Raw genomic sequence first — 16,484 nt, 5'->3', positions numbered from 1 at the left:
GTCACGTTGATCGTCACTGGCAGGCTGGAATAGCGGGCACCGTCGCTGGCCACCAGACGGATCGTGTACTGGCCCGACTGGGTGTGATCGGGCTGCCAGGACAGAACCCCGAACCGGCTGTCGAAGACCGCGCCGGGGGGCAGATCCTCGGCCAGGATCGTGACCTGGGCAAATTCGGGATCGGTGGCGATAAAGACCTGGTCCAGCCGCTCGCCCTCGGCCACGGTCAGTTCCTGCACCGGATCGAAGAAGAGCGGCACGCCATCGCCGCCCTCGACCTCGATCGTCCAGGCGATATCGGCAAAGGCCCCGGCGGCGTCGAAAACCCGGATCACGACGCTTTCGAGGTCCGCATTGGTGGCGGTCGGGACAAAGACGACCTCTCCGGTCTGCTGATCGACGCTCAGCCCCTCGGGCCCCTGCATCAGAACGAAGGCAAACTCGCCGCCTTCGGCATCCTCGATGGCAAGTGTGGCGCGGTATTCCTCTCCGACGGTCGCATATTCCAGCGGGTCCTCGGAGAGGGTGGGCGGCGTGTTGGCGGGGGGCAGGGCATAGACGCCATGCTCCACCCCCAGGTGCAGACCTTCGGGCGCAAGGAAGGTGGCTGTTGTGGCCGACAGGGTTTCACCGGGGGCGAAGGTTGCGCCGGGCTCCTGACCGGTGCCCAGGTCGATCAGCCACAGGTCGCCGTCGCCGACGCCTTCGGTCGCGGCACCGCTGAAATAGCGCGCCGGGTCCATCACGAGGCGCAGCGGCAGCGCCAGTTCCGCCCCGCCGGTATTTGTCACCGTCACATCGTACGAGATCGTGCCGTTCTGCCGGTCCCGCCGTGTGCGGTCGAACTGGATATCCACCACGGCGCTGAAATCGGTGAGGACGTGGAACGTGCTGGCGACCTCATGGCCCAGCGACAGCCCGGACAGGGAGGTGACGGTTTCCGCGATGGCAAGTGTGTAAACATCGGTTTCCAGACCGTCGACCGTCAGCGTAGCGGTGCGCGTGGCAGTGTCGTAGCTGACATCTAGGATCGTGATCGCGACGCCGCTTTCGGTGGTCAGCACGTAATTGTCGGTATTCAGGACCGACCCTTCGGCAGTCGCGTCCTCTGCCGACATGTCGCTGTCGAAGGTCACGCGGATTTCCGAAACCAGCCCGATCTGGATTGCGCCGTCGCCGGGGCTGATCGCGGTGACCTCGGGGGCGGAGGTCGGGTTGACCACGTCGATCCCTGCACCGTTGGCGATCAGCAGGCGCCCGTCCGAGGTGGCGACCAGGCTGTCACCCCTGGCCGCGCCGATGGCCAGCGTCGCGACCCGCTGCGTCGCCAGGTCGAGCACGGCAAGCGTTCCCAGCCCGGTCGAACGGTCAATATCGCTGGTGATGAAAGCCAACCCTTCCAGCCGGGTGCCCGCGCGGCCGAAGGTGATCGACTCCGCGGCGATGTTCAGTTGCTGGACGATCTCGGCCTGACCGGACGCGTCGAAGCGCAGGATATCGCCCTGCTCCGGCCAGCTGGTCGCCCAGAGCGTGCCGGTGGGGTCCAGTGCCAGGTCTCCGACTCGCTGATCCGAGAAGAAGGTGAAGGTTTCGGTCGTGGGGTCGAACAGCTCTATCCCGCGGCCGGAACCGACATAGATGCGGCCGTCCGCGGCGATGGCAAGGCTTTGGGTCAGACCCTCGCCGAAGGCCGCGATCGTCGCCCCGGTCGTGGGATCGAGTTGCAGCAATTGCCGCCCCGACATCGCCCAGAGCCGTCCATCCGTCCCGAAGGCCATGTCATAGATCGGGGCCGCTGTCTGTCCGAAATCGCCCTGTCCCGACACGTCGCCGCCGCGGGCAGGCAGGTGGTAGAGCGCGCTGCGCTGCGGGCCGCCGATGACGACGATGCTACCATCCGGAGCCTCGGCCAGCGCGGTCGGTCCGATCCCGGCCAGGTCCAGATCGGGGAACCCGCGGGCAAAGGCCGCCGCCGAGAACGGGCTGGCCACCTGGGTGTAGAAGGCCGGCGCGGAGGGCGCATTGGGGGCCGTCACCCCTTCGAGCACTTCAAGGAACAGGTCGTTCGCCACGGCATCGGTGGGCGCGGGGGCGGCCAGTGGCGTGGGTGAGGTGGCGGGCCCGAATTCGGTGCCGCCCAGGTTGACGGCGAACCCGTCATCCGGCGCAGTGATCCCTGCGGGCGGCCGTTCGGTATTGCCTGCATTGTCGGTGGCCAGTGCCAGGAATTCATAGCTATGTCCGGCCTCGCCCACGAAGGTATGGATGCTTGCCTCGCTCTGAGCCTCGAGCAGGCGGAAATCGCCGCCATCCGTCGCAACGTAAAGGCTGACATGGCGCACGCCGGATCGCGCATCGCTTGCGGTCCAGGACAGTTCGTACCTGTCGGTGCCGGTGACACGCTGCACGGTCAGGGCCGTCGCGGGGGCGACCGTGTCGACGGTCTGGGATACCTCGTTGGTCAGGTCGCTGGGGCGGGTGTCGTAGTCGACCTTTGCGATCGAGATCAGCCGCGTGCCATCCGTGATCCGCGCGCCGGGCGTGACCGCGTAGGTCACAGCCCCGGTCGGGTCGTCGCCGGTCAGCAGGCCCGGCCCGGCGGTGGCGACTTCGCCGGTGTCGGGGTCGATGGCCTGCACCAGCCAGGTGGCGGTGCGGCTGGCCACGTCGATACCGGCGGACAGGCGCAGCACGTAGCCAAGCGTGCCGGTCAGGTCCAGGTCGGTCTGGAACAGGGCGCGATTTTCCGGTGCCTCGATGACCACATCGCCCAGCCGCAGCGACCCCAGACGGAAGCTGCGCGGATCGAAATTCGGATCCAGTTCGGTCGTGATGCGCAGTTCCTGCACGGGCTGGCCGCCCTGTGCGTCGCCGAAGCGTATCTCGAAGGGTAGGCGCGTATTGGCCGGGACGATCTGGTCCTCGCCATAGCCCTGCGGCCCCAGCATCGCCGCGTTGCGGTTGGCGGCCTCCAGCTCTTCCAGGAACCGGCCCAGGTCCAGCGGGCTGAGCTCCGAGGTCGAGAGATCCGAGCCGATATTGTCCACCACGTCCTCGCCCGCCAGCGGCGAGAAGACGTTGAAAGCCTGGAAAAGCGTCGGATAGGTCAGGCCAAGCGCGTAGTCGTCTGCCTCCGGCAAGGCCGGAACGGGGATGTCGAGCGGCGGCACGTTCTCGCCCGAGCGGATGTCGTAGCGCGCGATATCGGCGAGCAGGGTTTCGTCATTGCCGTACCATTCGCGGATCTTGGCGAAAAAGGCGACCAGGTCGGTCGAGGTGCGGAAGGCGTCGGCCTCTTCGTTCAGCAGGACGCCCATGGACAAGGTGCTGAGCAGGCTGACCACTTCGCCGCGTTCGCGGGCCGGGGGCGCCTCTCCGTCAGGGCGCAGGATGCCGGCGGTTTCCAGCGCGGCCAGGTAGCCGCTGCGCCAAGCGGTGGCGTCGCCCGCGATCGCGGCCAGCGCGCCCTGTGCCTCCGGGTCGGCCAGGATCGCATCGCGCAGGCGGTCGGCCTCGGCCAATTGCAGGGCGACGAATTCATCGCGCGTCAACGGTGTGGCCGCGGCGAGGACGTGAAACTGGAACGGGGCGTAAAGACGCACCGCATCGTCCAGCACCTCGACCCGCGGATCGCGGAAGATGAGGTCGACGACCGGGTTCACATCTGCCAGGGCGTCGGGCCCGGCATCCAATGCGCCGCCTTCGCGCAGCTCAGGATGGGCGTCGTAGAGGTATTCGCGGACCTGTTCGAAATCCCGGTCCACCAGCGCCTGAAGCACCGGGTAGGTCTGAATGTTGAAGCTGAAGGCGGCCAGCCCGCCGGTCGGCAGGTCGTAGGCGAAACCGGGCGCCAGCATGTGTCCGGTCGTATTCGTGATCGGTCCCAGATCGGCCCAGGGCACGTCGCTTCCGGCATCCGTCGCCGGGTCGCCCGACAGGTTGGTGGTGAATTTCAGGAAGGGCAGGTCATAGACGCCTTCCGCCTGTCCCATGTTCGGCGCGCCGAAGGTGAAATGGACATAGGGCGTGTCGATATTCGAGAAATTCTGCAGCGTCAGCGCGTAATTGCCCGTCTGTCCGACCGGGACGATCCGCGGGCCGCCCAGGGCCAGACCCACCTGGTTCTCGATCGCGCGCTCGACCAGCACGCGGTAGGGTTTCACCGCGGTTTCGCCATCGGGGTTGATGACCTCGACATCGTAGAGCCCGCGCTCTGCCCCTGCGAGGTCGAAGACCGCCACGATGCGGGAGCCATCCAGCACCTCCTGGTTTATCGGCAGGACACTGGCGACGCCGGGCCGGGTCAGGCGCAAGACGGCCCCGGGGGCAAAGCTGGCCCCTTCGACCACCGTGGTGACGTAACGCCCGTCGCCGACGCGATCCTGGCGGACATCGGTGATCTGGAAGGGCAGGATTTCCGGCAGCAGGGCGACGTCCTGGTCGGTGTCGCCGATATTGCGGACGAGGATGTAATATTCGCCGGGCAGGGTGCTGCCGATGGTGGCCTGCTGCACCGCGCTGAGGGGCGTGTCGTAGATCGCGTCGTAATCGGTGCCGGTGGGCAGGCCGTCATACTTGACGAAGATCTCCAGCTGCGCGTCCGGGTCGGCCGCGGCGATCCGCGTGCGCAGGGTCTGTCCCAGCCCCGTGGTCACGCGGTAGAGCCGTTCCTCACCCGCTGCCAGGTCAACCGGAGTGGCTCTTCCCAGCGGAATATCCGGCGTGGTGACATAGATCGAGTTCTCTGTCGCGGCCAGGTTGTTCGCGGTCGCGCCGTCTTCGTTCACTTCGCTGCGCACGTCGCTGCGCACGATGAACCGGTAGGCGCGTTCGGCGGCCACGGGCATCGTCGTGGTCAGGGTGCCGGTATAGCTTTCGCCCGGTGCCAGCGTGCGGTTTTGTTCGACCCGTCCGACCAACCGGTCGCCCAGGTCGAAGCCGGCATCCGTCGACATGTAGATGGCGTCCGTCCAGCGGCCCGATGCGGGGCTGGTGCCGTTATTCGTGACCCGGTAGGTGATCGTGATCTCTTCGCCCACGATCATGTCGCCGGTGACCCCCACATCCGAGGTCACGAGGTCGGCGGGCGGTGGCTCGCGGAACCGGATCGGGGTGGCGGATGTCAGGCTGTTGTTCCGCTCCAACCCACCTTCGTAGACGGCGCCGATGGGGGCGCGGGCGGTGGCACGGTCGGTGACGACGAAGACATAGTATTCCCCGCTCAGCGCAAAGCGCGGGGTCAGGTCGCGGGTGATGTCGTAATGATCGCCTGCCTCCAGCCCGCCGTCATGGGTATGGGAGCCGAGGAAGATATCGGCAGAGGGATCCAGCACCTCGTCCCGCGACAGGTAGATCAGGTCGGTCCAGGTGCCCTGGCTCGGGATCGTCGCACTGCCGGAATTGGTGACACGATAGGTGATCTCGAGCCGTTCGCCCCGGATCAGGATATCGGGCACCTCAAGCTGGGCGACCCGCAGGTCGGGGCCGGGAGAGGCTTCGATATCCCGCTCGAAGACCTTCAGGTTGTCGCCCTCGAATTGGAACTCGTTGACCGGGTTCCGGGACGTCGCGCGCAGCCCGTTCAACCCCTCTGCCACGTCCGAGCGGGTATAGATGCCACCATCCGCCGTGCGACTGTCGGTTTCGAACAGGATGTGGAATGGCCCCTCGATACCGACGGGCAGGGTGATCACGTCCTCGACCGTGTAGCTTTCGCCGGGTTCCAGCACCGCGTTGAAGCGTTCGAACGTGGCCAGCAGGTGGTCCGATCCGTCCAGCCCGCCATCGCGCGAGATGAAGACACGATCGTACCAGCGTTCTGCCTGGGCGACCCGCGTGCCGGTATTGGTCACGGTGAAGGAGATCGGAACCTCCTGGCCCGCCTTCAGGTCGTCGGGCAGGGTGATCTGGGTGAATTCGAGGTTGGGTTCGGAAAAGACGGCCTGGAACTCGGCGGTGGCGATGTTGTTGTCGTTCGCCGACCCTTCGAACACGGACCCGGCATAGAGATCGGCCGCGGCCTCGGCATTGCCGCTTGTCGCCTCCCGCTCGGCCTGCCGGCCTGAGGCGGCGGCGTCGGCGATCACGTGGATGAAGTAGGGCCCGTCGATCCCGGCGGGCAGGGTCACCGTCGCGCGGCCGGTATATTGATCGCCATCCTTCAGCGGGGCGTTCGGCACGATCGTGGTGACCGCCAACCGTGTCGCGCGCGACAGATCGAGCACGGGATCCGGGCTGATCCAGACCGCATCGCGCCAGGACACCGTGCCCTCCCACATGTCGGGGCCCAGGTACTCGCCGGTCCAGCTGACCTCGACCTCGGCGCCCGACAGGGTTCCGTCGGGAGGCGGCGTGATATCGACCACGCGCAGGTCGCCCGGGGCGGCCGTGACGTCGGCAGTGCCGTTGGCTACATTGTCGGTCTCGTCGCTTTCGCCGATGCCGGGGATGCCGCGGGTGCCCTGGTCGACGACCACATGCACGTATTGCCCGGACACGCCCGGGGGCAGGTCGATGGTTTCGCTGCGGGTGTAGCGGGCGTTCACATCCAGCGGGCCGGTGCGTTCGAAGGCCCCGATCCGCCAAGTCGTCGCCCCCGGGGCGCCGTAGACCGGGTTGTCGGACAGGTAGACCACGTCGCGCCACAGGGCGTCCCCGTCAATCGCGCCGCTGCCAAGGTTCTCGACGGCCCATGACACGGTCAGCGCCTCGCGCCCCGACACGACGGCAGGGCTGCTTGTCACGTCCTGCGCCACCAGGTTCGGCAGGCGCGGGGTGAAGCCGATCACGTCGATCGCGCGGCCCTTGTAATTGTTGCTGTCGAATTCGTCGGGGTCGTCGGGGTTCTCGTTGCCGGCCAGCGTGTCCTCGACCACCAGGTCGGTGCTGTCGGTCCAGGGGGTGATGAAATAACGCCCGGTCGGCAGGGTGTCCGGGATGCGGACCTTCACCTTGCGGGTATAGCTGTCGTCCTGACCCAGCACGCCGTTGCGGGGGATCGTCGCCAGCAGGATCGCGCTGTTGCCCTTGCCGAAATCCACGTCGCCCGGATCGGTGACCTTCTTCAGGGTGCTTGGGCGGCGCGGGTCCAGTGCGATCCAGATCGTGTCGGTCCAACGGCCCGTGAAGGTCTCGTTCAGGCCCTTGTTGGTGACCGTGTAGCTGACCTCGATCTCTGACCCGGCGACGACCTGGGTCGGGGCGATCACACGGTCCGTGGCCAGGTCGGGCTTGGGGGCCGGGGTGATCTGGATCTCCTGGCTGGCGACATTGTCCCCGTCGTTCGGATATTCGTCGACCTGGCTGAAGGCATCGGTCGATACCAGCACGTAGGCCTTGCCGCCATAGCGCAGCGGAATCGTCATCGGGTCGGTGGTCAGGCCGTAGGTCTCACCCGGATCAAGGGCAGAGACGTTTTCGAATTGACCGATCAGCAGGTCATCGCTGCCCAGGGTGGTGTCCAGCGAAAGGTAGACCCGGTCGATCCAGCGCCCCGTCGCGGCCACAGCGCCCTGGTTGGTGATCTCGTAGTTCGCCGTCACCGTCCCCCCAGCGGAGGGCGTTTCCGTCGCCTCGACCTTGGCGACGGTCAAATTGGGCCGCGGAGAGGGCGCGATGGTCAGGATCGCGTCGTCCTGGGTCCGGTTGTTGTCGGCGCGGTCCCCATGTTCATAAAGCGTCGCGCGGTCGTTGGTGATCACGACCAGCCGATGAGGGCCCGACACCCGGCCCGGCAGGGTGATCCGTTCGGTACGCTGATAGAACAGACCCGGCTGGATCACCGCATCACTGGTATAACGGCCCAGGAAGATCGGAGCCTTGGTGGTGTCGAGCGGCACGAGGTAGACGGCGTCCGTCCAACTGCCCGAGGTCGCGGCCTCGCCGGTATTGTCGACCCGCCAGGCGATGTCGATGGCCTGACCTTCCTCTGCGTCAGGCGGCACCGCGATCTCTGTGACCTCCAAATCCGGGGACGGACTGAGGGCTATCGTGCTGCTGACGATGTCGGAGGCGTTGTTGTCGTCGAAGATGAACTCGAACGGGCCCCGCGTGCTGACCCGGATGTAGACCGGGCCCTCGACCCCGTCGGGAATGCGGATCTGGGCGCTGCGTTCGTAGAGGTCATCCACCGCCAGCGCGCCGACATGGGTAAACTCCTGGTAGGTCAGCAGGTTGGTCGCCGCTGCATCCGAATAGACGGAAATGCGGTCGTTCCAGCTCCCGGTATTGGTGGTGCCGATGCCGCGATTGGCGATGGTCCAGTTGACTGTCAGCGGCTGGCCGCTCTGCCCGCCCGGATCGGCCGAGATCTCCTCGACCTTCAGGTCGGCATAGGGGATCGGCATCACGTCGACCGGATGCGGCACGGTGGCGATGTCGTTGTCGGTCTTGCCGGCCTGGAACACGGGCGCGTCCTGGGCCGTCTGCACGTAGATCGTCAGCCGGTCCGAGAAACGCGGCGGCATCACCACGTCGAGCGAGGCGTCGTAGCCCAGGCCCAGCCCAAGACCGCCGAACCGGTCGACCCGGCCCAGTTCGAAATCGTCCGCATTGCCGATCACGTCATCGCGGGAGGCCATGACCACGTCGACCCACCCGGTTTCGGCCCCGCGGCCCGTGCCCTGGTTCTCGACCCGCCAGCTGACGGTAATGGTCGCCGGGTCGCGCGCGGTGAATTCCGGCGCCTCGACATCCCGCACCACGAGGTCGGCATGAGGCGCGAGGTCGACCCGCAGGGCGCGGGCGGTGGCATTGTTGTCGGGATTGGCCTCGATCACATCGCCATCGGCATCGCTGACCGCCAGCAGGTTGAAGTCCCCGAACAATTCGATTGGGATGGTGACGGTCACGCTGTCTTCGATGATCGCGCCCGGCTCCAGCGTTTCGGTGCGCTGCCATTCGGCCAGCACCACGTCGCTATCGTCGAACACGTCATCCAGGGACAGCACGATCAGGTCGCGCCGATCGGCCTGGGCGGTGCCCGGGCCGGTATTGGCAAAGGTCACGTCGACGTCGATCGTCTGGCCCGAGGTCACCTGGCCCACGGCATCGAGCGCCGTCACCCTCAGGTCGGGGCTGTCCACCGCGACCTTGTCGTCGGACGCAGCAAGGTTCGGCGCATCCCCGGCCTCGAACACCCGGTTCGCGGCGTCGGTTAGGACCAGCACGGTATAGCCGCCCGGCGCAATATCGGGGAAGGGCAGGGTCAGTTCGCCCTCGTAGCTTTCGCCGACATCCAAGTCGAAGGACCGCGCAACCGATCCGATCAGCTGTGCCCCGTCCAGGGCGCCGTCGGTCGACAGGTAGACGTTGTCGACCCAGGGCGACCGGGCGATGCCGGCGCCGTCGTTGCGCACGCTCCACCGGATCACCGCCTCCCGCCCGGGCGAGGCGGTTTCGGGCGCGGTGACGCTGGCCACGGTCAGATCGGCCGCAGGCCCGACGGTCAGGGTCGTCTGGCCGATCGTGGCGGTGACGTTGTTGGCCTCGTCCGCGCCTTCGAAGATGGTGTCGCCGCGATCGGTCACGATCAGGAAATGCACCGGCCCGGTCAGCGCGCCGGTCAGATCGAAACTGCCGGTGACGGTGTAGCTGTCGCCGGCGGCCAGCGGTCCGGTGCGCGCGACCTCGCCCAGCAGGATATCGTTTCCGTCGAGCACCGCATCGGTCGAGACATAGACGGCATCGGTCCAACCGCCCGTCGCAGGGTCAACACCCAGGTTCCGCACCCGCCATTCCAGCGCGACGCTGTCGCCATAGCCGGCGGCGGGCGGGGCGGTGACGATCTCTACCTTCAGGTCGGAAATCGGCGCGGTCAGCCCGATCTCGGACAGGGCGATGTTGTCGCTGCGCGTGTCGGGTTCGGTCACGTCCGACCCCACATCCGCGATGACGGCGATCCGGTAGGTGCCGGTCAGGCCGGATGGCAGGTCGACCTCTGTCGCCACATCGTAGAACCCGTCGGGATCGAGCGCGCCATCGCGCGGGATTTCCGCCAGGATGACGTCGTCGCCATTGCCGATGATCGTGTCACCGGACAGCACCACGCGGTCGACCCAGGAGGACACGTCGGTCCGGACGCCGCCGTTTTCCACCCGCCAGCCGATGGCCAGGCTTTGCCCGCTCAGCGCGTTGTCGGCCACATCGAGGTTCCGGACCCGAAGGTCGGGATAGCTGCGGGCGGCGGATTGGAACGTCACGACCGTTCCGGTTTCGTAGCCGCTCGCGCCGTCGGGCGTCAGCTCCAGCATCCCGCGCCGGCCGAATTCGTCCCGGTTGGTCTGGACCAGCAGCCGAAGCTCGCCCGTGCCGGCGACGCCGTCGGCCAGCGTCACGGTGACCTGCCGTGTTACCCTCTCACCCGGGCCAAGCATCGGGCCGCCATGGTCGATGATGGAGTTGTGGGCGGTCGCGAATTCGGCCTGGTTGTAGATGTTGATACGATCGGTCCAGCCGAACCGGGTCGCCCCATTGCCGATATTGACGACATCATAGGCGATAGTGACCTGGCCCCCGGCCTGCGGGTTTTCCGTCAGCACGCGCAGGTTCTCGGCGATGATATCGGGGGCTGAGACGACGTCGACAGAGGAGGTGTTATTCGTCTCGGCGTCACCGTCGGTGTTCAGCTCGTCCACCGTATTGTCGGTGTCGGTCGTCACGATGACGGTGAACTGACCGACCTGGTTCTGGCCGCCGGGCCAGGTCACGGTTGCAGAGCGGGCAACGGTGTCGCCGGGCGCGATGGCCGGTCCGTCATACCCCACGTCGATCAGCGCCAGTTCCGCCCCCGTCGACCGGTTGCGTAGGCGCAGTTGATCGACAAAGGCCTCGGATGCCGGGGCGCCGCCCTGGTTCCGCAAGGTCCAGGAGATCGTGACGTCATCCCCGGGCTGCCAGTTCACCGCCGGGGTGAAGGTGATATCCTCGACCACCAGATCGGCCAGCGTCTCGGGAGTGGAGGTCACGGTGATCGTCGCCTCGCCGCCCTCTGCGCCCGGTTCTCGGGTGGCGTTCAGCGCGTCGGCAAAGACCGAGATCGTCAGCTCTCCGGTGCCCGACAGGCCGCCGGGCAATTGCACCACAGCCTCGCGCGCGCGGCTTGCCCCGGCGGCGAGCGGCCCGCCTTGTGGCACCTCGACCACCGCAAGGATGGCGGATCGTTCGGGGTTGCGGATGACGATCCTGTCCAGGCCGTCCTGCGACGGTTGATCGCCCGAGTTGGTCAGGGTCCAGCGGATCGTGACGGGGCTGTTCGCGCGCACCGGCCCGTCGGTCGTCAGGCCAGTGATACCGAGGTCCGCGCCGGTATCCGATTTCCCAATGTCGACCGGAGCCGGTGCACGAAGCGTCGTGTAGTCAAAGGCATAACGGGTCTCCGACAGCGTCCCGCTCGCCCCGCCAATCAACAGCAGGTACTCGCCGGTCTCTGTCAGCACGGCCCGGTCCGTGTCGAACCCGAAATACCCCTGGACGATCTGCTGCCCGGTCGGAGATATCAGGCGCCGGGTCGCGGAACCCGAGACCGAGTCCACGTCGATGGACAGCACGTCGCCCGCCACCACCGGAATCCGATAGGCCCGCAATGCGGCGCCGGGCACCAGCGTGTCCTCGACATGTCCGTCGGCGGGAAGAAGTGGGGCCGCGCCCAGGTCGATCAGCCCGAACCGATACTCACCGACGTTGCTGTCCCGTCCCGTGATGACCACCTCGTAATCCCCCGCCGCCAGCAGGTAGGAGGTGTTCACGCCGGAATCGCTGTTCAGCAGCCCGCTCTGTTCGGTGAGCCCATTGCGGCGCAGCGCCCATTCCAAGGTCGAGGATCCGGTCTGGCTGTCGAAATAGTAATACCCTGCCTTGGGGAGGGTGAACCGGTGCACGACGCTGTCTCCGGCGCCTTCGATCTCTCCGCTGAGGGTCTGGTTCAGGGGGCTGTCGACGAAACTGCGCACCGGTTCCCGCACCGCCAGCGTCACCGTGCCGGCGGGGGTGTCCAAGGTGCGGTTCATCCATATGAAGATCGTGTATTGCCCGCTTTCCGGTGCCTCGATCGCGCCGATGTCGTTGCTGATGCTGTCGATGGACAGAAGCCGCCCCGATGGTGAGACAAGGCCCATCTGCATCCAGAAACTGGCGGTCGAGGTCGACACGGTATCGAAGTAATAGCGCTTGCCGGCCTCCAGCGTGACGGATGTCGTCGTGATCTGCGGCGTTGGCTGGGCATCCAGCGTGATCTGGTCCAGATCACTCGCCGCGGGCGCTGCGAAGAGGTCCGTCAGTGAGAAAACGTAGTCTCCGCGCGTCCGGTAACTTTCGCTGTGGATTTCCAGCACGTAATCCCCGGCGCCGGCCCAGATCATGGCGTCGCCGACATTGCTGATCCCGTCGAGGTTCGGGGAATTGCGCAACAGCTCCCCGGTGTCGGCCGATCGCAGGCGCCATTGTATCTGTCCGTCGCTGCCCTTGGCGCTGAGGAACAGCGCCGTATCCGAAGCCAACGAGAAGGTATAATTCTCTTGCGACAGCTTCGTGTCCAGAGAGGCGGAGACGAGTTCTCCCATTGTCAGGGCCTGCGTGCGCACCCTGTCCTGGCGCAACGTGAAGTCGACCGAGAATGCAGGAGAGGTCATGCCGCCCGCGATCCGCAGCAGGTAGGTCCCGGATTTGGGCAATGTCGCGGGGAAGGTGTCGGAAAGCGAGACACTTGCCCGGTTGCCCTCGAAGGTCGTGACAAACCCGTCCGGATCGATCAGCTGGAACGTCCCCGCGCTGGAACTGCCGCCCGTCACGGTGACGTCCGACAGCATGACCCGGTCCCCGGCCTGGCCGGTGAAGCTGAAGGTTTTCAGGGCGTTGCCCGGGTCGATCACGGCCTCGACCGGGGTGCCGTCGGTGATCGCCTCGGCGGTCGCGTCGGCATCAACCAGGCCAAGCGCATAGCCGCCGACCGCGCCGCTGGTGGCGTAGAAGGTCAGCGCATACGTGCCCGGTTGAAGTGTCAGAACAGCGGGATTGGTGCTGCCCAGCCCGGCATAGGTGACCCCGCTGCTGAGGCGATAGGCCTCCGTGATCGCGCCATGCGGCCCGTCCACCCGGACCCAGATATTGGCGTTGTTCGACTGACTGTCGAGCAGCAGTCGCGTCGTCTCGGTCAGCGTGAAAAGCCGCTGTTCGCTGCCATCGGGCGTGTCGATCTGGCCCGTGATGACCTCGCCCAAAACGGCCGGGTCGCCGGACATCGGGATGGTCGGAGCGCTGCCCTGATCGGCCAGGCGCAGGATCGGTGTCACGGCGGCGGCCACGGAATGGTTCGCATTGATCAGCAGCGTATAACGCCCCGAATATTTCGCGGGCCCCAGATCGGTGGCGACGAAGTTGCCGCGATGGATCTCGTGCCCGACCGCGTCGAAGACCTGCACGGTCAGGCTGGCCGTCGACACCCCGAAGGCGCTGAGCGATCCGGGCTCCAGCCGCAGCAGATCCCCCGCCGCCACATCGAAGGCGAAGGCCTGACTGCCCTCGGCCTCCAGGTTCAAGGTCACATCGGTATCCCGGGGCAGGGAGGGTGCCGCATCCAGGTTTCGCAGCGCCAGCGCATAATCCCCGGTGGCCCCGTCATCGCCGCGGATGACGATATCGTATCGGCCAGCCGAGAGGCGCAGCAATGCCTCGCGCCCCCATGGCATGTCGTCGAAATCTCGGCTGGCCAGTTGGTCGCCATTGGCCGTTTCCACCGCCCAGGACATGACGCCGGAGCCGATCAGGCTGTCGACTTGCAGCCATGTGTCCTGCGCCAGCTCAAAGCTCAGCCGGTGGCGGTCCCCCGGTTGCGACAGAGCCCCGTCGATGCGGGTGCCGAGCGTGACGTCGCGGGTCGTTTCCGTCCTTTGGAACAGGCCGATATCCAGCGATCCGGCCTCGGTCGCCGATCCGTTTTGGTAGCCTTCGACGACGACGTAATAGGTGCCGGACAATCCCATCTGCGGGATAGAGACATCGGTGCCGCTGGTGGCATGCACCTCTTGCCCGTGTTGGTCCAGCAGGCGCAGGGTGAAGTTGTTTCCGACGGGGTTGCGATGCGCCAGGTGCAGTGGCGTCGACCCGTCCAGCGTTGTCCTGTAGACGGCGCTGCCGCGGGCGGGCATGACGGGCACCGTGACCATCATGTCCAGGTCCAGCAGCGGCGCGTCCGTCACGTCCTTCAACAGGAACGGAATCGTCCCGGCGGTATCGTTGCTGAAGAACAGCTCCAGCGCATAATCGCCTGCCTGCAAGGACAGGAACTGGCTGGCCGAGTTCAGGTCGGCCGGCTCTTCTACCAGGACATTGCCCTGATCGTCCAGCAGGCGGAACCGAGCCGCGCTGGAGCCGTCGAACCGGCTGTCCATCATCAACTTCGCCGCGCTGTCCAGCGTGAAGGTGTAGCGACGCAGGTCGCGGTGATGGTCGATCACCGCCTCGACCAGCGTGCCCAGGGTCAGGGGGGCTTCTGTGATAGCGCGCAGCGATGGCGTCGCGGTGAATTCGGACATGCCGCCATCTGCGTCCAGGTCGAACACGACGTAGATATCGCGCCCAGCCGAGCCCCGTACCGTTCCCAGGGTCCAGTCATTGGTGGTCGTATGAAGCTGTTCGCCAGATTGCGAGTAGATCGTGACGCGGCCCGGGTTGGCGGTCACATCCAGCAGGAAATCCGCGCCCTCCGGCACCGCGATGCGGCGAATGGCGGCGCCGCCATCCGCGTCCGGGGTGACGCTGATCGGCGCGTCCGGGGCGAGGGTCGGGGCATCGGCGAAATCCAGCAGGCGGAAACTGTAGTCGCCCTGCAATCGCCCCTCGGGCTGGATGACCAGCCGGTAGGAGCCTGCGCCCAGCGATACCGTTCTCGCTTGGGAATAGGCCGTGTCGAAGTCGGTGGCCGATAGCGCGATGCCGTTGGGCCCCTCGATCAGGAACTGCACATCCGCCCGTTGCAGCGTGTCCACCGCCAACGTCGTCGCGCTGTCCAGGTCGAAGGCGTAGACATGCCGGGACCCGGCCTTGAGGTCGCCCGATACCGTCTGTCCGATTGTCAGGGCATGGGTTTCATCCGTCACCTTGTCCAGCCGGAACGCGGCATTGCGTTCGGCGATATTGTCCATGTCCCCGCGCACCAGGATGTAATAGGTGCCCGCCCGGTCCACCGTGGTGCGGCCCAGCATGTCCTGGCTGGTCGTCAGCCTTTGCCCGGAAGCATCGTAGAGGTCCAGGTTCACGAAATGCTGGGCGCCCGGTACGGAGGTCGTGACGCTGAACGTGTCGCCTGCCTGGGCGTCGAAGCGGTAGACCTCGCTGTCCGATCCGGGCACGAGATGCGGTTCGAACACGTCCCCATAGGCGATCTGCGGCGCTCCGGTGACAGAGCGCAACGCCATCCGGTAGCTCAGGTTGGAGGCGTTGATGCTTTGTATTTCCAGCAGGTTGTCGCCCGCGGGCAGGTGAAACAGCCGGTCGCCATTTCCGATCACCTGGGTCTGCGACCGGCCCAACGTGTCGCTGATCGTGGCGTTGATCCAGAACAGGTTGCTCGACGATCTGTGCGGCGTCAGAAGGAACAGACCCGGATTGGCGCTGCTGATCGAATAGCGGTGCACGTCGTCGATATCGGCCAGCGTCGCGTCGATGTCCTGTCCCAGGACGATCGGCGTTTCCGTGCCATCGGTGGGTGTCGTCGTGGTCGCCCGGCTGCGGGTCAGGGTCACGCCGAAATCGATCGGACCGGATTGCAGCCGCTCGCCCTCGATCGACAGGATGTAGGTGCCGCCGACATTGAGAATTCCGGTGGTCAATGGCGTGTCACTGACCGAAAAAGCCTCGTCGATCAAATTGTTGCCGAAAGGATCTGTGATCCGCACTCCGACATCGGACCAAATGCCGCCCGACAACGTTTCTAATTTCAAATCCAGAATATCGCCCTGTCCGGCGGAAATGGAATAAAGCTGGGTTTCCCGGCCCGTGGGCAATTGGCCTTCGATCAATGTTCCGGAACTGACCGGAATGGATTGCGACAAGTCCTTGATTTCAAATCGGTAGCTGCCGGTCGCAGACCCGATCCCGCCGACGCTGAACGTATAGGTGCCGGAGGCCAGCGCCAGGGTCGACATCATGTCGGCCCGGTGCCCGTTCGTATCGCTGTTCCCGTCGCCCGCATCGGCAGAGGCGACCACGCGTCCGTCCTCTCTCAGAAGGCGCCACTCGACATTGGCCGCGCTCAGATCGTCGATGTGAACCGCCGTCGCCTCGGTCAGGGTGAAGACATGCGCCTCTTCCTCGCCGGGTATGTCGATGGTGCCGGTGACGGGCAGGAAATCGGCCGACAGAAGCAGTCGCGGTTCCAGCGTTTCGAAATGCAGCGAGGGGCCGGCCTCTATCTCGGCCGGATTTTCAAGCGTCTCCCGTTTATTAGAGACACACCCCTTTTCGAAATCGACGTCCTCATCGCGCGGCAA

Annotated in this window: 1 protein-coding gene (only partly in view); it reads right to left on the bottom strand. The window is 66.0% G+C overall.

The genetic code is table 11. The features are described from left to right. Positions 1-16,484 carry the 5' portion of an Ig-like domain-containing protein gene (locus ATO9_RS13275; protein WP_043749637.1) on the bottom strand. The gene continues 16,282 nt to the left of window position 1, outside the view, so 16,484 of the gene's 32,766 nt are visible here — the first part of the coding sequence; its start codon is at positions 16,482-16,484; the stop codon falls past the left edge of the window.

The sequence above is a fragment of the Pseudooceanicola atlanticus genome, assembly GCF_000768315.1.
Lineage (GTDB): Bacteria > Pseudomonadota > Alphaproteobacteria > Rhodobacterales > Rhodobacteraceae > Pseudooceanicola > Pseudooceanicola atlanticus.
This window is presented reverse-complemented; position numbering and strand designations above follow the sequence as displayed.